The 23,871-nt window shown below is 63.7% G+C and carries 16 protein-coding genes and 1 tRNA gene; 15 read left to right on the plus strand and 2 right to left on the minus strand.

Annotated elements, in window-relative coordinates; translation table 11 throughout:
- The first annotated feature begins 51 nt into the window (after positions 1-51).
- From ACNJX8_RS40945 to ACNJX8_RS41000, 12 genes are all read left to right on the plus strand, one after another.
- The gene (locus ACNJX8_RS40945) at positions 52-1,785 is read left to right on the plus strand and encodes a putative bifunctional diguanylate cyclase/phosphodiesterase (protein WP_439362041.1); all 1,734 of its coding nucleotides are present in this window, start codon (positions 52-54) and stop codon (positions 1,783-1,785) included.
- Between the two features lie 255 nt (positions 1,786-2,040).
- The gene (locus tag ACNJX8_RS40950) at positions 2,041-3,477 is read left to right on the plus strand and encodes a sigma-54 interaction domain-containing protein (protein ID WP_439359155.1); all 1,437 of its coding nucleotides are present in this window, start codon (positions 2,041-2,043) and stop codon (positions 3,475-3,477) included.
- A 195-nt stretch (positions 3,478-3,672) separates the two neighbouring features.
- Positions 3,673-4,983: an MFS transporter gene (locus ACNJX8_RS40955; protein WP_439359156.1), complete on the plus strand. Its 1,311-nt coding sequence runs from the start codon at positions 3,673-3,675 to the stop codon at positions 4,981-4,983.
- 107 nt (positions 4,984-5,090) lie between these two features.
- Positions 5,091-7,127 (plus strand): acyl CoA:acetate/3-ketoacid CoA transferase, encoded by a 2,037-nt coding sequence (locus ACNJX8_RS40960; protein ID WP_439359157.1) that lies wholly within the window; start codon positions 5,091-5,093, stop codon positions 7,125-7,127.
- A 106-nt stretch (positions 7,128-7,233) separates the two neighbouring features.
- Entirely contained in the window at positions 7,234-8,418 is a 1,185-nt protein-coding gene (locus tag ACNJX8_RS40965) for a substrate-binding domain-containing protein (RefSeq protein ID WP_128947883.1), read from the plus strand.
- A 181-nt stretch (positions 8,419-8,599) separates the two neighbouring features.
- Positions 8,600-9,376 carry an ABC transporter ATP-binding protein gene (locus ACNJX8_RS40970; RefSeq protein ID WP_439359158.1) on the plus strand — a complete coding sequence of 259 codons (777 nt, stop codon included), beginning with the start codon at positions 8,600-8,602 and terminating at the stop codon, positions 9,374-9,376.
- Entirely contained in the window at positions 9,373-10,095 is a 723-nt protein-coding gene (locus tag ACNJX8_RS40975) for a branched-chain amino acid ABC transporter ATP-binding protein (RefSeq protein WP_438103920.1), read from the plus strand. Before ACNJX8_RS40970 ends, ACNJX8_RS40975 begins: the two co-directional genes overlap by 4 nt.
- Complete coding sequence (locus ACNJX8_RS40980; protein WP_128940641.1) at positions 10,092-11,102, plus strand: branched-chain amino acid ABC transporter permease; 1,011 nt, start codon at positions 10,092-10,094, stop codon at positions 11,100-11,102. Before ACNJX8_RS40975 ends, ACNJX8_RS40980 begins: the two co-directional genes overlap by 4 nt.
- The gene (locus ACNJX8_RS40985) at positions 11,099-12,184 is read left to right on the plus strand and encodes a branched-chain amino acid ABC transporter permease (RefSeq protein ID WP_206734399.1); all 1,086 of its coding nucleotides are present in this window, start codon (positions 11,099-11,101) and stop codon (positions 12,182-12,184) included. Before ACNJX8_RS40980 ends, ACNJX8_RS40985 begins: the two co-directional genes overlap by 4 nt.
- A gap of 169 nt (positions 12,185-12,353) precedes the next feature.
- Positions 12,354-15,443 (plus strand): bifunctional diguanylate cyclase/phosphodiesterase, encoded by a 3,090-nt coding sequence (locus tag ACNJX8_RS40990; protein WP_439359159.1) that lies wholly within the window; start codon positions 12,354-12,356, stop codon positions 15,441-15,443.
- Positions 15,403-16,497 (plus strand): sensor domain-containing diguanylate cyclase, encoded by a 1,095-nt coding sequence (locus tag ACNJX8_RS40995; RefSeq protein WP_439410307.1) that lies wholly within the window; start codon positions 15,403-15,405, stop codon positions 16,495-16,497. The genes ACNJX8_RS40990 and ACNJX8_RS40995 overlap by 41 nt, the downstream gene beginning before the upstream one ends.
- 162 nt (positions 16,498-16,659) lie before the next feature.
- Positions 16,660-16,736, plus strand: a tRNA-Arg gene (locus ACNJX8_RS41000).
- On the opposite strand, the gene ACNJX8_RS41005 is transcribed toward ACNJX8_RS41000, so the two are convergent.
- Positions 16,707-18,341, minus strand: a complete 1,635-nt coding sequence (locus ACNJX8_RS41005; RefSeq protein ID WP_439359161.1) for a recombinase family protein — start codon at positions 18,339-18,341, stop codon at positions 16,707-16,709. The genes ACNJX8_RS41000 and ACNJX8_RS41005 overlap by 30 nt on opposite strands.
- Before the next feature lie 1,692 nt (positions 18,342-20,033).
- Between ACNJX8_RS41005 and ACNJX8_RS41010 the strand changes: the two genes are divergently transcribed.
- Positions 20,034-20,273, plus strand: a complete 240-nt coding sequence (locus tag ACNJX8_RS41010) for a hypothetical protein (RefSeq protein WP_439359162.1) — start codon at positions 20,034-20,036, stop codon at positions 20,271-20,273.
- A 227-nt stretch (positions 20,274-20,500) separates the two neighbouring features.
- Here the strand turns inward: ACNJX8_RS41010 and ACNJX8_RS41015 are convergent, their stop codons facing one another.
- Positions 20,501-21,391, minus strand: a complete 891-nt coding sequence (locus ACNJX8_RS41015; protein WP_439359163.1) for a LysR substrate-binding domain-containing protein — start codon at positions 21,389-21,391, stop codon at positions 20,501-20,503.
- A gap of 368 nt (positions 21,392-21,759) precedes the next feature.
- On the opposite strand from ACNJX8_RS41015, the gene ACNJX8_RS41020 reads away from it, so the two are divergent.
- Together ACNJX8_RS41020 and ACNJX8_RS41025 are read left to right on the plus strand one after the other, a co-directional pair.
- Entirely contained in the window at positions 21,760-22,143 is a 384-nt protein-coding gene (locus ACNJX8_RS41020; RefSeq protein WP_439359164.1) for an antibiotic biosynthesis monooxygenase family protein, read from the plus strand.
- A gap of 793 nt (positions 22,144-22,936) precedes the next feature.
- Positions 22,937-23,770, plus strand: coding sequence for an alpha/beta fold hydrolase (locus ACNJX8_RS41025; protein WP_439359165.1), 834 nt, complete (start codon positions 22,937-22,939; stop codon positions 23,768-23,770).
- Positions 23,771-23,871 lie beyond the last annotated feature (101 nt).

Raw genomic sequence — 23,871 nt, forward strand, 5'->3', positions numbered from 1 at the left:
AGATCGCGCCCATTGCAAAAGCGCGCTGAAACAACAAGATTCATGGCTTCTATGAACGACAACGAATATTTTGGCGCGAGCGAAGCCGAGCTCGGATTTCTCAAAGAAATCGTTAGAATGCTGCCGGCCGGCCTCACCGTGCAGGACGCGCACGGCGAGCTTTTGCTGGTTAACGATGCCGCGGCTTCCCAGCTCGGCATGGACGGCAGCCGTCCCTCGCCCGATCTCGCGCCGCGTCGCGAAGCCTGCCGACAGGCGCTGAGCGCCGGCCAGGCGGTCGTCACCGAGGAAGCCCTTCACAACGGCGCCGCGCGGCAGGTGCTGCTCACGACCCATCGTCCCGTCCGCCTCGCCGGACGCCAGCTCCTGATCTCGGCATCCTCCGACATCACCGAGCAGAAGAACTTCGAGGACCAGCTGTTCCGCTCGGCTTATTTCGACGAGCTGACCGGGCTGCCCTCGCGGCGCGTGATCGAGCATCGCGCCAACGGCCTGCTCGCACGCGATGGCGGCGAGCGTTTCGCGCTGGCCTTTCTCGACGTCGACAATTTCAAGCACATCAACGACTATTACGGCCACGCCGTCGGCGATGCGCTGCTGGTCGAGCTGTCGAAGCGACTCGGACGCGACTTGCGCGATTCCGACATGCTCTCGCGCATCTCCGGCGACGAATTCCTGCTGCTGCTGTCGCCGATCCAGAGCCAGGAAGAAGTCGCCGAATTCATGCAATCGACGCTGCAGCGGCTGACCGCGCCGTTCTTCATCGACCATTCGGAAATCTTTGCCTCCACCTCGGTCGGCATCAGCCTCTACCCCGATCACGGCAGCAGCTTCGAGACCCTGCGCCAGAACGCCGACATCGCGATGTACCGCATCAAGAACGACGGCAAGGGGTCGGCGGCCTTCTTCGATTCCAGCATGGAGCGCGAGGCGCTGGCGCGGATGAAGGTCGAGCAGTCGCTGCGGCTCGCGATCCTCGAGAAGCGCTTCTGCTGCGCCTTCCAATCCAAGGTCGACATCAGAACGCAAGCGGTGAAGGGCATCGAGGCCCTGGTGCGCCTGCGCGACGACGAAGGCGTGATCCAGGCGCCCGGCTCGTTCATCAACCTCGCCAGCGAGCTCGGGCTGATCGACGAGCTGACCCATCTCGTGCTGGCCGAGATCGTCAAGTCGATCGACCTGATCAACGAGACGTTCGGCGCGGAAGCGACCATCAGCATCAACGTCGCCGCCAAGCAGGCCGGCAATCCCGAATTCATGCGCAGCTTCGCGCAGGCGCTGGACGACACCGGTTTTCCGCAGCGTTTCATGATCGAGCTGACGGAAGACGCCTTCGTCGCCAAGAATCATTTCCAGGACGAGATCCTGCCGATGTTCCGCAAGCTCGGCGTCGGCATCTCGATCGACGATTTCGGTACCGGCTATTCCTCGCTCTCGGCGCTCGCCGACATCACCGCCGACGAGATCAAGATCGACCGCTCCTTCATCACCGACATCCATAAGCGTCCGCGCAGCCAGGGCATTCTGCGCGCGATCGAATCCTTGAGCGAAGCGCTCGGCATGACCGTGATTGCCGAGGGCCTCGAATCCTACGAGGAGCTCGCCTATCTCCAGGCCGCAACCAAGATCCGCTACGCGCAGGGCTATTACTTCTCCCGGCCGATCTTCCTGGAGGAGCTGAAGTTCGCAACGACGGTGGCCAGCGAAGCGCGGGTCAACGTGGCAAGCCGCCCGATGCAGCAGAACCGCCAGGGCTATTCGCGGGCGAGCGGGTATCGCCGGTAGGGGTGCGACGGCAACACCCCTCAATGTCGTCCTGGCGAAAGCCAGAACCCATTACCCCGGGAAGGGTTGTGGCGCGAGCTGGTAACCACGAAGCCAAGCCACCTTTTGGGGTAATGGGTCCTGGATCTGCACTCCGCTTCGCTGCGCTTGTCCAGGACGACGCCGGGGATGGACGACCCGGCAAGCAACCCAATTCCCGCTTTGAAATTACTGGCCTTTTGATAATACACAGCCAGACTTCCCGCGAGGTACGTCATGCCCGCCTCCTCCATCAGCGACCCCGCCTATCTTCGTGCGCGCGCGATGGAGACGCTGTTCGAGCGGCTGGAAAAGCTCTGCGAGGGCGCGATCGCGATCGACCGGGGTGGGCGGGTCGTCTACGTCAACGAGAAATACCTCACAGCACTCGGCCTCAAGCGGACCTCTGAGGCGATCGGCCGTCCGATCGAGGAGGTCATTCCGAACAGCCTGATGCGGAAGGTGGCCGAGACCGGCGAGCCGATCCTGCTCGACATCATGGAGCTCGGCGGCGAGCAACTGGTCGTCACCCGCATGCCGATCGAGGACGAGAACGGCAAGGTGATCGGCGCGATCGGCTTCGTGCTTTATGATCACCTCGAAAGTCTGAAACCCCTGCTCGCCCGCGTCGCCCAGCTCGAGAGCGATCTGCGGCTGGCGCGGCGGCAATTGTCCAACGCCCGCGCGGCGCGCTTCACCTTCGCCGACTTCGTCGGCACGACGCCGGCCATTGCACAGGCCAAGGAGCTGGCAAGCCGCGCCGCGCGGCAGAGCGTCACGGTGCTGCTCACCGGCGAGACCGGAACGGGCAAGGAGATGCTGGCGCAGGCGATTCACAACGCCTCGTCGCGGGCCGAGAAGCCGTTCGTCAGCGTCAATGTCGCCGCGATTCCCGACACGCTGATCGAGTCGGAATTCTTCGGCACCGCGCCGGGCGCCTATACCGGCGCCGACCGCAGGGGACGCGAGGGCAAATTCCGGATTGCCGACGGCGGCACGCTGTTCCTCGACGAGATCGGGGAGATGCCGCTGCAATTGCAGGCCAAGCTGCTCCGCGTGCTGCAGGAGCGCGAGATCGAGCCGCTCGGCTCGGACAAGATTTCCAGGGTCGACGTGCGCGTGGTCGCCGCGACCAATGTGGACCTGCGCAAGCGCGTCAGCGAGGGCACGTTCCGCCCCGATCTTTACTATCGCCTCAACGTGCTCTCGATCGACCTGCCGCCGCTGCGCCGGTGCCTGGATGATCTTCCCGATATCTGCACCCGCCTGCTCGAGGACATCAGCGCGTCCGGCGACTATGTCAGCGCCCGGATCACGCCGAGCGCGCTCGCCGCACTGGCGCGCTATGACTGGCCGGGCAACGTGCGCGAGCTGCGCAACATCCTGGAGCGAGCGCTGATCCTCAGCGATTCCGGGCGGCTGACCGGCGAGGATTTCGTTCGCATCCTTCCCGTCGGTGCCGAGGTCAGGCCCACAGCGCCCGAGCGCCCGGCCGGAACGGTCGTCCCCTATGCCGAAGCCGAGGCCGAGTTCGAGAAGCACACGCTCGAACAGGCGCTCGCCGCCAGCAACGGCCAGATCTCCGAGGCCGCCAGGATGCTGCGGATCTCACGCGCCACCTTCTACAAGAAGCTCGCCAAGTTCGGCCTCGCCGCGGGGCCGGCTTCCGTCTGAGTTTCGAGACACGGACTGTCCGGAGTCTCGGATTCCGGACAGCGCCGCTTGCCGCTCTGTCGCGAAGACCACACTGAAATTGCTGTGTTTTCGCCCATTTGCACCAATTGACGCCATCTGGCGCGGACCTTGCTCTTCGCTCTTGCACAATGACGCGTGCTGCACACGCGCATTCGCAACCAGGGAGGATGCAAGATGAGTGAAGCGATCTCGGTCCATCAGCTTCAGGCGAAACAGCCCTCGCACGTCACCGTCGCCACCGCGAGCCTGATCGGCACGGCCATCGAGTGGTACGACTTCTTCCTCTACGGCACTGCCGCGGCGCTGATCTTCAACAAGCTGTTCTTTCCGACCTTCGATCCGATGATGGGAACGCTGCTGGCGTTCGCGACCTACGCGCTCGGCTTCATCGCGCGCCCGCTCGGCGGCGTCGTATTCGGCCATTACGGCGACAAGATCGGCCGCAAGACCATGCTTTATCTGACGCTGTTGATCATGGGCGCCGCCACCGCGGCGATCGGCTTTCTGCCGACCTATGAGACCGCCGGCATCTGGGCTGCGATCCTGCTCGTCACCTGCCGCCTGATCCAGGGCTTTGGCTTAGGGGGTGAATGGGGCGGCGCGGTGCTGATGGCAGTCGAGCATGCGCCCGCCGACAAAAAGGGCTTCTACGGCAGCTGGCCGCAACTCGGCGCACCGCTCGGCCTCGTGCTCGGCACGCTGGTATTCTCGGTGGTGTCTTCGATGCTGACCGACGCGCAGCTCTATGCCTGGGGCTGGCGCATCCCGTTCCTGTTCTCGATCGCGCTGGTGCTGGTCGGCCTGTGGATCCGCTTCACCATCGCGGAATCGCCGGAGTTCCAGAAGGTCAAGGATACCAAGCAAGAAGTGAAGATGCCGATCGTCGACGCGATCCGGATGTATCCCAAGAACATCCTGCTCGCGATGGGCGCGCGCTTTGCCGAGAACGGCTTCTTCTATATCTACGCGACTTTCGTGCTCGCTTATGCCACGCAATCGCTCGGCATGAACAAGCAGGACATGCTCAACGGCGCCTTGATCGGCGCGGCGATCGAGACCGTCACCATTCCGGCCTTCGGTGCGCTCTCCGACCGCGTCGGACGGCGGCCGATCTACATCTTCGGCGCGATCTTTTCTGCGCTGATGTCGTTCCCGCTGTTCATGCTGCTGGCGACCAAGAACCCGCAATATGCCTGGATCGCGATCGTGCTGGGCCTCGCCGTCGGGCACGCCGCGATGTACGGCCCGCAGGCAAGCTTCCTGTCGGAGTTGTTCGGCACCAAGGTGCGCTATAGCGGCGTCTCGCTCGGCTACAACCTCGCCTCGATCTTCGCCGGCGCGCTGTCGCCGCTGATCGCGACGGGATTGATGACGGCCTACGCGCCGGCGACCTGGCCGATCTCGCTCTACATGATCGCGCTGGCGCTCATCACTGTCGTGTCGGTCTACTTTGCCACCGAAACGCGCAAGATAGTTCAGGGCTGATTGTCCCATCAGGCCTTCCGGCGCGAGGAGCAGCCTGTTCCAGGGCGGCTTCTCGCGATAGGATCAGGCACCAACGGCATGCGGTCGAAACGATCGGGAGGAACGCCGTGAGCCAGCACCCAGCTCTGCCTTACCTGCGCAATTCCGAGAAGGGCAAGGTCGTCACCGCGGCCGAGGCGGTCATGCTGATCCGCGACGGCGATACGGTGGCGACCGGCGGCTTCGTCGGCATCGGCTTTGCCGAGGAGATCGCGATCGCACTGGAGGAGCTCTATCTCTCCAACGAGGGCGATGCGCCCTATACGCAGGGCAAGCCGCGCAATTTGACGCTGGTCTATGCGGCCGGCCAAGGCGACGGCAAGCAGCGCGGCCTCAATCATTTCGCGCATGAGGGCCTGGTCCGCCGCGTGATCGGCGGGCATTGGGGTCTTGCGCCGAAATTGCAGCAGCTTGCGATCGCGGGCCAGATCGAGGCCTATAACCTGCCGCAGGGCGTCATCACCCATCTGTTCCGCGACATCGCGGCGCGGCGGCCCGGCCACATCACCCGCGTCGGCATGGGCACCTTCGTCGATCCCCGGCACGGCGGCGGCAAGCTGAATGCGCGCACCACCGAGGACATGGTGGAGCTGATCACGCTGCGCGGCGAGGAGTGCCTGCTCTACAGGACGTTTCCGATCAATGTCGGAATCATCCGCGCCACCACCGGCGATCCCGACGGCAACCTCACGATGGAGAAGGAGGCGCTGACGCTGGAGGCGCTGGCCATCGCTATGGCCGCGCATAATTCGGGCGGCATCGTCATCGCCCAGGTCGAGCGCGTCGCCGAAGCCGGCAGCCTCAATCCGCGCCAAGTGAAGATTCCCGGCATTCTCGTTGACTGCGTCGTCGTGGCAAAGCCGGAGAACCATTGGCAGACCTTCGGCACGCCATACAATCCGGCGTTCTCGAGCGAGATCCGCGTCCGTGCCGCCTCGCTGCCGGTGATGCCGGTCAGCGAGCGCAAGATCATCGCCCGCCGCGCCGCTCTCGAATTGAAGGCCAACAGCGTCGTCAATCTCGGCATCGGCATGCCCGAGGGGATCGCCTCGGTCGCCAACGAGGAGCGGATCATCGACCTGATCACGCTGACGGCGGAGCCGGGCGTGATCGGCGGCATCCCGGCGAGCGGCATCGATTTCGGCGCGGCGATCAACACGCAAGCGGTGATCGACCAGCCCTATCAGTTCGATTTCTACGACGGCGGCGGCTTGGATGCCGCCTTCCTCGGCCTCGCCCAGGTCGACAGTGCCGGCAACCTCAATGTCAGCAAGTTCGGGCCGAAACTCGCGGGTGCCGGCGGCTTCATCAACATCAGCCAGAACGCCAAGGAGGTCATCTTCGTCGGCACGTTCGGCGCGGGCAAGCAGCGCATCGCGGTGAACGACGGCAAGCTCGTCATCCTCGACGAGGCCAAGTCGCGCAAGTTCGTCGATAGCGTCGAGCACGTCACCTTCAGCGGCCCGTTTGCCGCGGCGCGCAAGCAGCGCACGCTGTACGTCACCGAGCGCTGCGTGTTCGAGCTCAGGCCCGACGGGCTCGAGCTGACGGAAGTTGCGCCCGGCATCGACATCGAGCGCGACATCCTGCGCCTGATGGATTTCAAGCCGCTGATCCCGCGCGATCCTGTTCTGATGGACGACCGCATCTTCCGCGAAGATCTCATGGATCTACGCGAGCGCCTGCTCACCATCCCGCTCGACCAGCGCTTCACGCTGGACGAGCAGCAGAACCTGTTCTTCGTCAATCTGGAGCGCTACCCGCTGCGCAGCAAGGCCGAGATCGACACCATCGCCTCCATCGTCGAGGCGAGGCTCGCCCCGCTCGGGCGCCGCGTCTACGCCATCGTCAATTATGACAATTTTTCCATCCTGCCGGAGCTGATGGACGATTATTCGGCCATGGTCCGCAGTCTCGTCGATCGCTTCTATTCCGGCGTATCGCGCTACACCACGTCGGGCTTCCTGCGCATCAAGCTCGGCGAAGCCCTGGAGAAGCGCGGCGTTGCGCCGCATATCTTCGAGAGTGCGGACGAAGCGCAGTCCGATCGGCGGCAGGTCGAAGGCGCCGACGTTGCGCGCGCCATGCAGCAGGCCCAAAAATGATGCATGCTGGCAAAGCCAAATCCGCTTCGCCGGAAGGTTCAATTGCAATGTTCGTAGTGTTGTGCAAATCGCTGTTGCCAGAAGCTTTAAATCAGGAGGGACCATCGTGCGTCGATCACTCATCATAACAACAACCATCCTCGCGCTCGCCGCGGGCGCATCCGCACGGGCCGACGATCTCAAGATCGCGCTGATCTACGGCAAGACCGGTCCGCTCGAGGCCTATGCCAAGCAGACTGAGACCGGCCTGAAAATGGGCTTTGAATACGCCACCAAGGGCACCATGACGCTCGACGGCCGCAAGATCGTCGTCATCACCAAGGACGACCAGGGCAAGCCGGACCTTGCGAAGGCGGCGCTCGCGGAAGCCTATCAGGACGACAAGGCCGACATCGCGATCGGCACGACCTCGTCGGCCGCCGCGCTCGCCATTCTCCCCGTCGCCGAGGAGAACAAGAAGATCCTGATCGTCGAGCCCGCGGTCGCGGATCAGATTACCGGCGAGAAGTGGAATCGCTACATCTTCCGCACGGCGCGCAACTCCTCGCAGGACGCGATCTCCAACGCGGTCGCGATCGGCAAGCAGGGCGTCACCGTGGCGACGCTGGCGCAGGACTACGCCTTCGGCCGCGACGGCGTCGCCGCCTTCAAGGAGGCGCTTGCCAAGACCGGCGCGACCCTCGCCGCCGAGGAATATGCTCCGACCAACACAACGGACTTCACCGCCGTCGGCCAACGCCTGTTCGACGCGCTGAAGGACAAGCCGGGCCGCAAGGTGATCTGGGTGATCTGGGCCGGCGCCGGGAATCCGCTGGCCAAGCTCCAGGACATGGATCCGAAACGCTACGGCATCGAGCTATCCACCGGCGGCAACATCCTGCCGGCGCTCGCGGCCTATAAGGGCCTGCCCGGCATGGAAGGCGCGACGTACTATTTCTATGCGATCCCGAAGAACCCGGTGAACGACTGGTTGGTCGCCGAGCACCAGAAGCGCTTCAACTCGCCGCCGGACTTCTTCACCGCGGGCGGCTTTGCCGCCGCGATGTCCGTCGTCGCCGCCGTCACCAAGGCGAAGTCGACCGACACCGAGAAGCTGATCACGGCCATGGAGGGCCTGGAGTTCGACACGCCGAAGGGCAAGATGGTGTTCCGCAAAGAGGACCATCAGGCGCTGCAAAGCATGTATCACTTCAAGGTCAAGGTCGATCCGAACGTCGCCTGGGCCGTGCTGGAGCCGGTGCGTGAGCTGAAGATCGAGGACATGGACGTGCCGGTTCGCAACAAGCGGTGAGTGTGGTGCTCACCTCTCCCGCTTGCGGGAGAGGTCGGCGCGTAGCGCCGGGTGAGGGCTTTCTCCTCTTGGGGGTTCTCGCCTGCGGCGACACCCTCTCCCCTACCCTCCCCCGCAAGCGGGGGAGGGAGCGCAGCGTGATCGCGGATATATCTCCGTTCCCATCATTCGCCGGACTCCAATGCCGCTAACCCTCGAAACCCGCGACCTCACCATCCGCTTTGGCGGCCATGTCGCGGTCAACAACGTCACCTGCACGTTCCGCCCGGGCGAGCTCACGGCCATCGTCGGGCCGAACGGCGCCGGCAAGACCACCTATTTCAATTTGATCTCGGGTCAGCTGCGCGCATCCAGCGGCAGCATCCTGTTCGACGGCACCGACATCACCCAGCATTCCGCGCCGATGCGCACGCGCGCAGGCCTCGGGCGCGCATTCCAGCTCACGAATCTTTTCCCGAACCTCACCGTGGAGGAGAACGTCCGCCTCGCGGTGCAAGCGGCGAACGGCACCCATTACGACATGCTGCGGCCCTGGATGGTCCGCCGCGACCTGATCGCGCGTGCCGACGCCATCCTCGACCAGGTCGCGCTCGGCAGCCGGCGCGGCGTCGCCGCGACCGCGCTGTCGCATGGCGACCAGCGCAAACTCGAGGTAGCGCTGATGATCGCGCTGGAGCCTGATGTCTTCATGTTCGACGAGCCAACCGCCGGCATGAGCATCGACGAGGTGCCTGTCGTCCTCAACCTGATCGCCCAGCTCAAGCAGGACCGGAGCAAGATCATCCTGCTCGTCGAGCACAAGATGGACGTGGTGCGCTCGCTCGCCGACCGCATCATCGTGCTGCATAACGGCCAGCTGGTTGCGGACGGCCCGCCTGCCGAAGTGATCGCCTCGCCAATCGTGCAGGAGGCCTATCTCGGCGTAGCGCCCAAGACGGCTGCAGGGAGTGCAGCATGACCGACCTCTTGAAACTCTCCGGCGTGCACACCCATATCGGCCGCTATCACATTCTCCAGGGCATCGATCTCGCAGTTCCGCAGGGGCAGACCACGATGCTGCTCGGCCGCAACGGCGCCGGCAAGACCACGACGCTGCGCACCATCATGGGCCTCTGGCAGGCCTCGCACGGCGAGATCAGCCTCGCCGGCGAGCGCATCGAGAGTCGCGCCACGCCCGACATCGCGCGGCTCGGCGTCGGCTACGTGCCGGAGAGCATGGCCGTGTTCTCCGATCTCACGGTGAAAGAGAATTTGGTGCTGGCGGCGCGCGACGGTCCGCTGGACGATGCCCAGCTCGACTGGATCTTTGGCTTCTTCCCGGCGCTGCGCCGATTCTGGCTGTCGCGGGCGGGAAGCCTCTCGGGCGGGCAGAAGCAGATGTTGTCCATCGCGCGCGCCATCATCGAGCCGCGCAAGCTGCTTTTGATCGACGAGCCGACCAAGGGCCTCGCGCCCGCCATCGTGATGGCGCTGATCGAGTGCCTGAAGGAGATCAAGCGCAAGGGCGCGACCATCCTTCTGGTCGAGCAGAATTTCTTTGCCGCCCGCGAGCTCGGCGACAACGTGCTGGTGATGGACAACGGCACCATCGTCCATCGCGGCGAGATGGCGGCGCTGGCCGCCGACGTGCCGCTGCAAGAGCGACTGCTCGGCCTGAGCCTGGAGGCGCATCAGTGACTGAACTCGCCGCAAATGATCCGCTGCCGAAGCCGAAGCGCGACATCGCGCCGATCCTGCTGCCGGTCGCGCTCGCGCTTCTCATGATCCCGCTGATCGGCTCGACCAGCTCGTGGCTGACGCTGACGGCCGCGAGCCTCGCCATGGGCATGATGATCTTCATCATGGCATCCGGACTTACATTGGTGTTCGGCCTGATGGACGTGCTCAATTTCGGCCACGGCGCCTTCATCGCGGTCGGGGCCTATGTCGCGACCCTGGTGCTGGCGCCGTTTGCGGCCTCGATCCAAGCCGATTCGCTGTGGGTGAACCTCGCGGTGCTGGCACCGGCAGCGCTGCTGTCGATGGCAGTATCAGGCGCGCTCGGCCTAATCGTCGAGCGCGTGCTGATCCTGCCCGTTTACGGCCAGCATCTGAAGCAGATCCTGATGACGACGGGCGGCCTGATCGTCGCCGAGCAGACGCTGTATGCGCTGTGGGGACCGCAGATCATCCCGATGCCGCTGCCCACTTCGCTGCGCGGGTCCTTCATCCTCGGCGACGTCGCAATTGCAAAGTACCGCGTGCTGGCGATGCTGATCGGCCTCGCCGTCTTCATCGCGATCCAGCTCGTGCTTAATCGCACCAAGCTTGGCCTCCTGATCCGCGCCGGCGTCGAGAACCGCGAGATGGTCGAGGCGCTCGGCTATCGCATCCGCCGCCTGTTCCTCGGCGTATTCATGACGGGATCGGCGCTCGCGGGCCTCGGCGGCGTGATGTGGGCGCTCTATCGCGAGCAGGTTCACGCCTCCATGAGCGACGACCTCACCGTGCTGATCTTCATCGTCGTCATCATCGGCGGGCTCGGGTCGATCGGCGGCTGCTTCATCGGCGCCATCCTCGTGGCCATGGTTGCCAATTACGGCGGCTTCCTGGTGCCGAAGCTCGCTCTCGTCTCCAACATCCTGCTGATGGTCGCCATTCTGATGTGGCGGCCGCGCGGCCTCTATGCGGTGACCAGCCGATGATGATTCTCTCCGGTGACCCACCGCGCAGCCGTGTCCTCACGCTCGTTCTCGTGCTCATCATCCTGGCGCTGGCGGCGACGCCGTTCCTGTTCCCAGGCGCCAAGGCGCTGAACGTCGCGGCCAAGATCTGCGTCTTCGCCGCCCTGGTCGCGTCCTACGACCTGTTGCTCGGTTACACCGGCTCGGTGTCATTCGCCCACACCATGTTCTACGGCATCGGCAGCTACGCGATCGCGATCGCGCTGTATGGGATGGGCCCGAACTGGGCGGCGGTCGCAACCGGCATCGTCATTGGCCTGCCGCTCGCAGCTCTGCTCGCGCTCGCGATCGGGCTGTTCTCGCTGCGGGTCGCCGCGATCTTCTTTGCCATGATCACGCTCGCGGTCGCCTCCGCCTTCCAGGTGCTGGCCTCGCAGCTCTCCTGGCTGACTGGCGGCGAGGACGGGCGCAGCTTTCAGCTGCCCGAGCTACTCCGGCCCGGCACGGTGCTGGTCTCCAAGAGCCTGTTCGGCTTCGAGATCAACGGCCGCATCCTGACCTTCTACCTGGTGCTCGCCATCTCCGCCTTGATGATCCTGGCTCTGCTGCGGGTGGTGAACTCGCCGTTCGGGCGCGTGCTTCAGGCGATCCGCGAGAATCGTTTCCGCGCCGAGGCGCTCGGCTTCCGCACCGTCTTCCATTTGACCTACGCCAACTGCCTCGCGGCGCTGGTCGCCGCGAGCGCCGGCATCCTGAATGCGCTGTGGTTGCGTTATGCCGGGCCCGACACCTCGCTCAGCTTCTCGATCATGCTGGATATCCTGCTGATGGTCGTGATCGGCGGCATGGGCACGATCTACGGCGCGATCATCGGCGCCACCATCTTCATCCTCGCCCAGAACTATTTGCAGTCGCTGATGGGCGTCGCGTCCACGGCGGCGTCGGAAGCCGGTCTGCCGCTGCTGCCGGGCCTGTTGCATCCCGACCGCTGGCTGCTGTGGCTCGGGCTGCTGTTCATCGCCAGCGTCTACTTCTTTCCGACCGGCGTGGTCGGACGGCTGCGCAAGGCCGGCGGCGACAAGAGCGCCGGCGCCTCGCATTAAGCGAAGATTAATGGTGCAGCGCGGCGGGTCGTTGCATGGGGATGCGATCTCGCAATGGGATTAATGCCTAGGTAACTGGCTTTCCTAAGGTTTAGGCCATTTGTGTGGTGTATTCCTGCCCTTCCAGGGAGGGGGAATGCGCCACGTCTTGTCAGGGATCGCAGCCGGAATGTCCCTAGCCGCGAAGAACGGCTGGGAGGCAGCGCTTCGGCGCGGGCCGGTGCTGTGGTTGACCCTGTGCGGCGTGTTGCTGGTCGCGGGCATTTTCACCGTGACCGCCATGGCCATCGGCGAATTCCGCGAGCGGACCCTCGCCAACCGCGAGCGCGAGCTGGAAAACACGGTGCAGCTGATCGCGCGGCACTTCGATCAGCAATTTGAAGATTCCGACGTGGTCGCCGCCGATGTGATCGCGCAGATGAACCTGCCGGAGATCACCTCGCCCGCGATGTTTCAGGAGCGCATGTCCGGGCTCGCGACGAACCAGATGCTGCGCAGCAAGATCAGTTCGGCGTCCTATCTCGGCGACATCGCGATCTACGACGCCGACGGCGAGCTGATCAACTGGTCGCGCGCCCAGCCGCTGCCCAAGATCAACGTCTCCTCGCGCGCTTACTTCCAGACGTTCAAATCCGATCCGACGGCCGAGCCGGTCATCCTGGAATCCGTCCGCAGCTTCATCATCGACAAATGGACCACGATCGTCGCGCGCCGGCTGAACGGCGCCGACGGAGCCTTCCTCGGCGCGATGGTGCGGCGAATCGATCCGGACAGCTACCAGCAGTACTTCGCATCCGTCGCGCTTGCCGAGGGCACGGCGATCTCGCTGTTCGATCGCGAAGGCAAGATGCTGGCGCGCTATCCGCATCTCGAAGAGATGATCGGACGAAGCTTCAAGAATGCGCCGCTGATGCAGAAGGTGCTGGCCAAAGGCGGTCAGCACACGCTCCGCGTCAGGAGTCCGGTCGACGGCGAGGAGCGGCTCGGCTCGGCCGCGTCCCTGAATCATTTTCCCCTGGTCATCGTCGCGACCAATACCATGTCGGCTGCGCTCGCGGACTGGCGGCAGCAGACCGGCTTCATGGTCACGACGGCGACGCTCTCGGCAGCCGTGATTGCGCTGATCCTCTATCTGATCATCCGACAGATCCACCGGCAGAACCGCGAGGCCCAGGAGCGAATCGAATTGGAGCGGCAGAGGCTGGACACCGCCCTCAACAACATGTCGCAGGGGCTGATCCTGTACGATGCCGCCGGATACATCGTCATTTGCAACCGCCGCTACGCTGACATGTTCGGCCTCTCCCACGATGTCATCAAGCCCGGCTGTCACATCCGCGAGGCGATGTATCATCGCAAGGAGCGTGGCGCGTTCGACGGCAATGTCGAGGAATTTTGCGCCGACGTCATGCGGATCGTCGCCGAAGGCACGGTCTCCACGAGAATTCATCAGCTCGCCAACGGCCGCGCCTTCCACGTCATCAACACCCCGCTCGCGCAGGGCGGCTGGGTCGCCACGATTGAAGACATCACCGAGCGCCGCAACCTGGAGCAGGAGCGCGACCGCAACCACACTTTCCTGCGCGAGATCATCGACCACATCCCCTCGCAGATCACGGTGAAGGACGCGCGCACGCGGCAGTATCTGCTGATCAACGGCGTCGCCGAGCAGCAATTCGGCCAGTCACGCGAGGACGTCGTCGGCAAGACCGCCTTCGACATCTTCCCGACGCCGTCAGCGAAGGTGGTGACCGAGGACGACAACAAGGCACTGCAATCTCTCAAGGGGCTCTTCAAGGACGAGCATCCCTGGCAGACCCAGGCCATGGGGCTGCGCTACATCACCTCGACCCGGATCGGCCTCCGCGACAAGGCCGGCGAGCCGCGCTATCTCATCCACGTCGTCGATGACGTCACCGAGCGGCGGCGCGCCCACGAGAAGATCGCGCATATGGCGCACTACGATGCGCTGACCGACCTGCCGAACCGCACCCTGTTCCGCGAGCAGATCGAACGCGAGCTGGCGAAGGTTGCCAGCGGCGGGCAGTTCGCGCTGCTTTACATCGACGTCGACGAATTCAAGGGCATCAACGATTCGCTCGGCCACCATGTCGGCGACGAGCTGTTGAAAGCGATCGCGGGCCGTCTGCGCGGCTGCCTCAAGCAGGACGACCTGATTGCGCGGCTCGGCGGCGACGAATTCGCGGTCATCCAGACCGGGATCCAGTCCTCCGCCGACGTGGTGTCGTTCGTGACGCGGATCTACGAAGCGATCCGGCAGCCCTATCACTGTCTCGGCCATCAGCTCTCCACCGACGCGAGCATCGGGATCGCGCTGGCGCCGCAGGACGGCTCCGATCTCGATCAGCTCATCAAGAATGCCGACCTCGCGATGTACGGCGCCAAGGCCGAAGGACGCCGCACCCACCGCTTCTTCGAGCCGGCAATGGACGCCTGCGCCAAGGCGCGCCTGGCCATGGAGCAGGATCTGCGCCAGGCCCTCGTCAACGGCGGCTTCGAGATTCACTACCAACCGCTGGTCGATCTGCGCTCGGGCGAGGTCTCCGGCTGCGAGGCGTTGCTGCGCTGGCGCCATCCCGAGCGCGGCATGGTGTCGCCGGCGGAGTTCATTCCGGTCGCCGAAGACACCGGCCTGATCAACGAGCTTGGCGACTGGGTGCTGCGCATGGCCTGCAACGAGGCCGCGACCTGGCCTACGCATGTCCGCGTTGCGGTCAATGTCTCGCCGGTGCAGCTCAAATGTGACACGCTGGCCTTGCGGATCGCCGGCGCGCTCGCCGCCTCCGGGCTCGACCCGCGCCGGCTCGAGCTCGAGATCACCGAGGCCGTGCTGATCCGCGACGACGATGCGGCGCTCTCGATCCTGCACCAGCTTCGCGCCATCGGCGTGCGCATCGCGCTCGACGATTTCGGCACCGGCTACTCCTCGCTCAGCTATCTGAAGCGCTTCCCGTTCGACAAGATCAAGATCGATCGCTGCTTCGTCGCCGACATTGCGGAGGCGGACGGCGCGCCTGTCATCGTGCAGGCCGTGGTCAACATCGCCGCCGCCAGCAGCATGACTACGGTCGCCGAGGGCGTCGAGACCGAGGCCCAGCGCGAGATGCTGCGCAACCTCGGCTGCACGGAGATGCAGGGTTATCTGTTCAGCGCGCCGAAGCCGGCCACCGAAGTGCGAAAGCTGTTCGGCACCGGCGATGGCTTGCCCGGAGTCTTGCCGGTGGCGGCGGTGGCCTGATGGCGAAGCAGGGAAGACGCCGGCCAAGACCGTCGATGTCGCCGATTCCTATGCCGTGCGGCTGATGCAGCATCTGGTGGTGCCGACCTTCGTGATCGACCCGAAGCGCCGCGTCGTGATCTGGAACAGAGCCTGCGAGCGGCTGACCGGCGTCACCGCCTCGGAGGTGATCGGCACCAATAAGCATTGGCAGGCCTTCTACGAGACCAAGCGCCCCTGCCTCGCCGACCTGGTTGCACTGGACCGCCCAGAGCAGCTTCCGGAGTACTATTCGGAATATGCCGCGCGCGGCCATAACGGCCTCGGCTTCAGCGCCGAGAACTGGTGCGTGATGCCGAAGCTCGGCAGCCAGCTCTATCTCGCCATCGACGCCGGCCCGATCCACGACGAGGCCGGCCAGCTGATCGCCGTGGTGGAGACGCTGCGCGACCTCACCGACCAGAAGCGCGCCGAGATGGCGCTGAAGGAGCTCGCCACCAAGGACGGGTTGACCGGCCTGTCGAACCGCCGCGCCTTCGACCAGATGCTGATGAGCGAATGGGCCCGCGCCCAGCGCACGCAGAAGCCGCTGGCGCTGTTGTTCGTCGACGTCGACCATTTCAAGCTGTTCAACGACCGGCACGGCCACCAGAGCGGCGACGAATGCCTGCGCGCGGTCGCCGCTGCCGTCAGCCGCCACGCCATGCGCCCGCTCGACCTCGCCGGCCGCTATGGCGGCGAGGAGTTCGCGCTGATCCTGCCGGACATGGATTGCGACACCGCCTGCACCGTCGCCGAGGAGATCCGCCGCGCCGTCATGGCCCTGCAGATCGCCCACGGTGCCGCGGGCGCCGGCGACCACGTCAGCCTCAGCGTCGGCGTGGCAAGCCAGATTCCCAGTGGCGCGGATGGCGGCCCAGACCGGCTGCTGGGCGCGGCCGACGAGGCGCTCTATGCCGCCAAACGCCTCGGCCGCAACCGCGTCATCTGCGCCGAACGGGTGCTGGCCGAGTTCGCCGCCCTCGGCCGGGAGGCCGCAGCGGTTCCGGCCCCTGTCCGACGCAAATCGGCCTAATGCCATTTCCGTTCCGATGGAATCGTAACGGGCTCTAGATTCTTGTTTTGGCGCGTTTTCTTCACGCGAACCGGATCCATTTCGCTCGAAAACGCTTCCAGCGCGAGCCGGTGAGAACCGGTTGCCCGCCCCTCACCAATCGGCTACATGAAGCCTCGACTAGCACCCGTAGCTCAGCTGGATAGAGCGTTGCCCTCCGAAGGCAAAGGTCACACGTTCGAATCGTGTCGGGTGCGCCACTTCGGTACAAAACTGGGCACTCCAAAACCTACCGATTTTGCGCCGGATGCGGCGACGAGAGTGCGCAAGAGCACGCTTTTCGATCCCATGATGCGAACCTCTTTCGCGTCCACCTCGATGCGCTGGGCCAGTGCACGGAGGTGGTCGCGGCGATAACCGCCAGACTCGGTCCGCATCCGCTTGCGGGCTTGGCTGGCGAAGGTTTTGAGCCCCTGGGGTGTGATGCTCGGTCCGGCTCGATCAAGCGCGCCCTCGGCCCGCTCTGCGTCGGCGCGGGCCTGGTCGCGGATGGACTTCAGCTCGGACACGCGCTCCTTGAGCAGCCGATCGAAGACGTCAGCGATCCCGTTTTCGATCGCGTCGTACAGCCGCTTGAGTTTGGCCTCTGCTTCGGCCGCACGCTTGCGCAATTCGGCGATATGCGTCGTTCGGCGCTCGGCACGCTCCTTCCGGCGGTGCAGGACGGCCGACAGAACTTCCTCGAGGCGTTTTGGCTGCAAAAGGCGCTGCTCGATGTGCTCGGCCACGATGCCGTCAAGCTTTTCCATCGGAACGGTGCGGCCCTTGCAGCCGGTCTCGCCCTGCCGGGCCTTGGTCGAGCAGGTGTAGTACCTGTATCTCCCGCTCTTCCCGGTCCTCAGTGTCATCGCGCCGCCGCAGGTGGCGCAAAAGCAAATGCCGGTAAGGAGGGTCGGGCCGCTGACGACACGCGGCGCGCTCAGTGCAGGGCTGCGCGCTTTGAGCAGCGTCTGTACCGCCTCGAACTCGGCCAAGTCGATGATCGGGGGCACCGCCATTTCGACCACCTCGGCCTCCGGTTTGCGCTCGCGGGTCTTCCAATGCTTGGTGTTGAACCGGTGGCGGCCGATATACGTCGTGCGCGTCAGTACCTTGTGCACGGCATCGACGCCCCAGCGCCCGCCATCGCGCGTTCGGATGCCGGATTCGTTCAGATGCTTGGCAATCGATTTGACGCCCATCGATCCGGATGAGCCGTTTCCTTCGCGCGCCAAGCGATAAATCAGCCGCACGGTCTCGGCCTGGATAGGATCGATCTCCAGTATCTTCTTGGTGCGGTGGCCGCGCTGCTCGGCGGCTTCAACAACGCGGTAGCCGATCGGCGGCAGCGCGCCATTCCAGAAGCCTTGCCGTGCGTTCTCCTTCATCGCCCGGAGCGTGTGTTTGGCGTTCTCCTTGGACTGGTATTCGTCGAACAGCGCCATGATCTGGCGGATCATGTTGCTCATCGGATCGTCGCCGAGCTCCTGGGTGATCGACACCAGACGCACACCGCTCTTGGCAAGTCGGCGGACATAAAACTCAAGCTGGAACTGGTCGCGGAAGAACCGGCTGAAGCTGTGCACGAGGATCACGTCGAACGCCGGCGGCTTGACCGTCGCCGCGTCGATCATGCGCTGGAACTCCGGCCGCCGATCGTCCGTGGCGGACGCGCCGGGCTCGACATAGTCGGCGACGATCTCCCACCCACGCGATGCGCAATAATCCTTCGCCTGGCGGCGCTGATCTGGGATGGAGAGATCGCTGTCGGCCTGCCGCCCCGTCGAGACTCGCAGGTAAAGAGCCGCCCGAACCGTTGCAGCCATGTTGATGTCCCCTCAATCCTTTCCAAGCAACTCGTCGAACAGATCACCGAACCAAGCTTCGAAGACATCCATCTCCGTTTCGGTCACCGGCACATCCTTCGGCCAGTCGTCCGTCACCGCCCATGTCACCGAAGCGCGCTTCGCTCGTCGTCGGCCAGGACGCGCGGGCGCACGCGCATAGTCGTAGAGATCGTCAAGTGAGGCGCGGTCCGGCGGACGCCGTAGCTGCGATTTGTGAGGGGGAGCCATGGCGCCACTGTGGCAAGCCTGACCGATCCACAGAACGGCCGATGTCTACGCCAAGTCACGCTGCAGCCCTGCGAACTCGCACTTTCTCTGCAGCATGAGCGCGATCGCGCAGAGCAGGCCGTGAACGCGTGGAAGCAATAGAGCCGAGCCAGCGGAGCGCGGTCAAGGCCGCAAGCCGGCGGAGCCGGTCGCGCGCAGCGCGAGCCTTGACGGCGCACCGTTGGTCCGGCAGCGGCGTCCCATGCGATCATGGCCGGACATAACGCCGAGCACGCGCAACAAGACGCTAGGCTGCGAATGATGGCGTTCGGAACGTTGATTTTGAATGCTTTCGCGGTTCGAGCGGCACCAGGCCACTTCATACGGTGCCGCTGCAGTGCCATCCAAAACAATGTGCAGACAAACACTTACGACCCCCGACAGCACGGAGCGACACCGTCGTTTTTATCTTGTCGTCCTAATCCGTCGAGATTCGCGCCCAACTCTTGGTTGGGAAGGTCGGGTATTGTCGATAGCAGACGAGCGGGCGGACTTGGCAATATCGAGCGAATGACCCCATTGCAGACATTGGGGTCCGCTGTCATTCTCTCCGGATGGTAGGCGGCTGGGAAAAAGCTCGACGGATGGATTTGCGGCGCTCCACAGGCACGCGTGCTGACGCGCGTCCGCCTAAAGTGGTGCGCGGACCTGACTACCTCATAGCCCATGCCTGCTTCGAGTGTCGGAAATCATGGAAGGTGCGGGCGGACACGGGCGCGGCTTGTCCGCAGTGCGGCTCTTGTCTCCATGAGATGGGCCGCTCGTTCAAAGCTCCGAAGCGGTCCGATGCCGAACAATGGCAGAAGGTGCAAGCCCTCTGGTCAGCAGGTTTCCGCTTCTGGAGCTACCGGAGCCACCCCGACGCTGAACCATTGCCAGAACGATTGCGGGACGTTGATGACTTCATACGCCGCAACCCAAGGCATCCGATGCGCATCGCGGGCTAATGTCAGCCTGCGCCCCATTGCGCAACTTCGACGCATTGAACCGCTAACTCGCTGAGTTCAACCACGACTGTCGGAGCGCTTCAAACGAGGCATGTGGGAATGAGCTACGATCCTTTTGATAGCTCTTTTCCTCGTATAGCCACCGCACCTTTTCAAATTGGCGGTATATCAAGCCAACGAAATGCCGGATCTTGATGTCGACGCTCAACGTCAGTCTTCCATCTGAGCGCGTGTAATCCCCCCAGCCGGGGCAGTCCCAGAACTCAACGTGGGCCACATGTCTCTGTTGGGCATAAATTGATGCCGTGACTACCGTCATTCCAGGCTCATCGTGCAATCGTGCAACGCACTGAGGTTCACCTCGCAAGAGTTCGCAACACAGTGCAGATAGCTGGTCCATCGGATCAGAAAAAATGTGTGTAATTCTAACTGCGATTTGAGTGCCACGGGTGACCACATGCAAATCGCTCCAACCGTGAGCGCCACGGACGTAAAGCAAATCGAACTCATCGGTGAGATTGGGCTCAGCGTTGGGAAGCATCCGTTTAATTTAGATGGCAACGCGGAATCGCGCAACTTCACGGCGATTACGCAATCTCGGCATTTGGCCCATCGCGTCGATCTTGGGATTGGTCAAGAAGGCCGCTTTGCCGGACGAACCGGCGAAACCGGGGGAGACGGCGCCCGTGAGGCGTAGGGCAGGATCGCAAACCTTCGCGGATTGGGCGATTGAATCGCGTGGGCGACGTCGCATCATAGCGCCACGGCGAAGCAGTAGTGCCCATCTTCATCGGCCGCGGCGCGCCAGCTACGCCAAAGCACGCTATCGCCGACAAAAAAGCGCCGATCCTGCGCGGGCCTTGCTGCTTCTACGCTGCCGACTTTCGCCCGCACGCGTCGGTCGGGGTGCGGGGATTGGCGCTCTCAGACTTTACGTTCAGCCTTAGCCCTGCCCGTCCGGTTGTTGCCGCTCACGAGCAGTTGCAAAGCCCGGATGTTAGGTGAGCCCGCACCCTTGCGCCAGATGAGAACGGTCTCAGCCCGGTTCTCGCCTGGCGGCAGCGCATGGACCGAAAGTCGCTTGCTAAGGGGAAACGTACTCAGGACGCTGCGCGGCAACAGTGCCACGCCCGTGCCGGCGACGACGCAGCCCAGCAAGGCAGGATATGAGCCAAGCTCGATCGTGCGCTCCGGCATCTCGCCGCGCCTGGCGTACCAATCCTCCAGCCGCTTGCGATGCGGGCAACCATGTTCGAAGGCGATGATTGTACGTGGGATCGCACCCTTCTTACCGATGGGTGGATGATCGGCAGCCGCAACGATGACCGGCTCTTCCTCGAATGCGAAAATCTTCTCGAACGGCTCGTCGGGGATGGGCTCGGCAACGAATGCGGCATCGAGCTCGCCAGCAAGGATTGCAGCACCGAGTTGCGTCGGGTTTCCCGTGCGCAACTCCAAGACGACGTTGGGATAAAGCCTGTGATATTCGGCGAGAGGTCCGGGAAGCCTGACGGCCGCCGTACTATCCATGGCGCCAAGGCGAAACACGCCGCGCGGGCGCGGATCCTGCACCGCCACGCGCGCCTCATCGGCTAACGCCAGTAGACGATCGGCATAATCGAGCAGCGTTTGGCCAGCCGGCGCGAGATGAAGACGCTTGCCCTCACGAATGAAAAGCGCAACGCCCAGATCCTCTTCGAGCTGGCGAATCCGCGTGGTTACGTTGGACTGTACGCGATGTAGCTGCTCGGCGGCGCGCGTCACACCGCCTTGGCGCACCACCGTGCTGAAGATGCGGAGATCGGACAAGTCCAAGCATCTCTCCTCAAGATGAAAAACATCATTATTATTCATTTTGCATGATCTGTTGTCACACGTAAAGCTCATTACCGGCAAGCCGCCGCTCCCGGTGGCTCGGCACAAGCGATGGACCAAGACATGCGAGACGGTAATGCATCCGACATTGGACCGATCGACCTCAAAGCGCTGTCGTCGAAAGAGCGGGAGGCGCTCAGGAAGTGCATCATTCGCCGCGCGAATGCCGAGCGTGCTCGGGTGATCGGCGCGATGTTTGCCTGGTTGCTTGGTCGCCTACGCAAGGCGCCGCCGGCACAGCGAAACCATCGCCGAAAGTCCGAATGGCAGCTCCCGGTCACGGTACCTGAGGCCCCAACAGAGGCTTGGTGACGACCGTCAGCCGCGCCGATGCAGCAAAATCCAGTCCATCACCGCAAGGGAATCGACCAATGATCGTCACCATATTTCGCTCCCGGCTTAATCCGGGGGTCGAAGGAGAGTATGGCCCCACGGCAAGGCAGATGAGCGAGCTGGCGCGTACGATTCCCGGCTACATTTCCCACAAGGGCTTCGTCGCCGAAGACGGGGAGCGGGTGACGATCGTCGAATTCGAATCGGAGGAGGCCTTGCAGGAATGGCGCCATCATCCCGAGCACGCCAAGGCGAAGCGGCGCGGCATCCAGAGCTTTTTCAGCGACTACAAATTCCAGATATGCACGGTCATTCGGGATCGCGTATGGAGCTGCGCGCGACCCACCGCAAAATCGTAGGCCGTCGCTGATTTGTCGGTTGAGGCGCGTGGCGGGCCGCCGCATCATAGTGCCACGGCGAAGCAATAGTGCCCATCTTCATCGGCCGTGGCGCGCCAATAAATTCAATTGGTTAGGGGCCGTCCGGCCGTTCGATCTCTTCGTTTGCGTAAGCGATGGGTAAGCAAATCGATGGACGATCATCGAGTTGATGTCCGCCTCGATCGACGCATCGGTTAACCGCGATCCCAGCAAGCCACTAACGAGATCAAAGCTAGCATCATCACAGCGGCTATGAAGGCAAAGGCACTCGCCCACTTGTCGCAGAGCTTCCGCCGCGCCAGTCAAGAACCCAACCAATCGCCCGCGGCCCGATGAGTAGCCCAGCATCGAATGCACCGCGCGCGTGGTGCCGTATGCCGTAGTGCGCCGTTTCATGATTCCCCAACACTCAGGCGCCGTACCCTTGTGCCGCAAAGCCAATCCTACCGATGACCGCATCAAGGAGTTCTGCAGCAGCATCACCGAAAGCTAGCTTTCTGAGATTGTCCAGATGAAGGACTTGCTCAACAGCGAGCAGAAATCAGCGCAAAGCAGCTCGCGCTAATCTGCCCATCGGCACGAGTTCCTTCGTCTTGTGCTCGGCGCGCTGAACCGTGGAACACATCGCGATGTCGATATGTTCTCTAAGCGGAGTGGCAACCCGCTCCATGTTCCTTATCGAGGTTGTGCTCGCCCACATTAGAACTGACCTCGGCACTCTGGCCGCAGCGTTACCTGAATCGCGGTGACTCCTGGATTCGAAAGGACGGCAATGGCGCGATGGGACTTACGGGATCGATTCTCATTTGAGGGACAGAGCATCGCCTGGGGCGTTGCGGGCGAGGGGCGGCCGGCCGTTGTCGTGCATGGCTCGCCCTTCTCCTCGCGTGAATGGCGTCGGATTGTGCCCTGGCTCGCTCGGCACCGACGCGTTTTCTACTACGACCTTTTGGGCTACGGCCAATCGGCCAAGCCAGATGCGGACGTCCTCCACGAAGCCCAGAACGGCCTGCTCGCCGCTCTCGCGCGTCACTGGCGCATCGACCGGCCGGACATTATTGCCCATGACTTCGGCGGTTCGGCCGCGCTGCGCGCGCATCTATTGGACGGCGTCGAGTACCGCAGCCTCATGCTGATCGATCCCGTCGCGATCAGCCCGCAAGGCTCGGTGCTCGTCCAGGCAGCGAAGGCGCACCCGGGTGTGTTCTCCGGGTTGCCAGCCTACGTTCACGAGGCGATTCTGCGCGCCTACATAGGCGCCGCGGTGAAGTACCGCCTGCGCGAGGAAGATATGCGGGCCTACATAGAGCCATGGCTTGGCGACGAGGGGCAGAATGCCTTCTGGCGGCAGATCGCACAGATGGACGACAAATATTCGCATGAGGTGGAAGGGCGGTACGGCGAGATCCGGTGCCCCGTCGCCATTCTGTGGGGCGAGGAGGACGAGTTCATTCCATTGGTGGATGGCAAGGAACTCGCCCGACGCATTCCGGGCTCTTCGTTCACAGTCATTCCCGATGCGAAGCACCTCGTCCAGGAGGACGCACCGGAGGCGATCGTCGCCGCGGCCCTTGACTTTTGGGGCCGGCTGGACCCGAGGAGCTAACCGCATCGCTGCGAAAGCGCTTGTTTTAAAGACCTGTTTGTTCTGAATCGCGTTCCTCGCGAGAGCGCATGCCGCAGGATGAAGTCAGCTTCGGGCACCTG

Source organism: Bradyrhizobium sp. SPXBL-04 (assembly GCF_051853035.1).
GTDB lineage: Bacteria > Pseudomonadota > Alphaproteobacteria > Rhizobiales > Xanthobacteraceae > Bradyrhizobium > Bradyrhizobium zhanjiangense.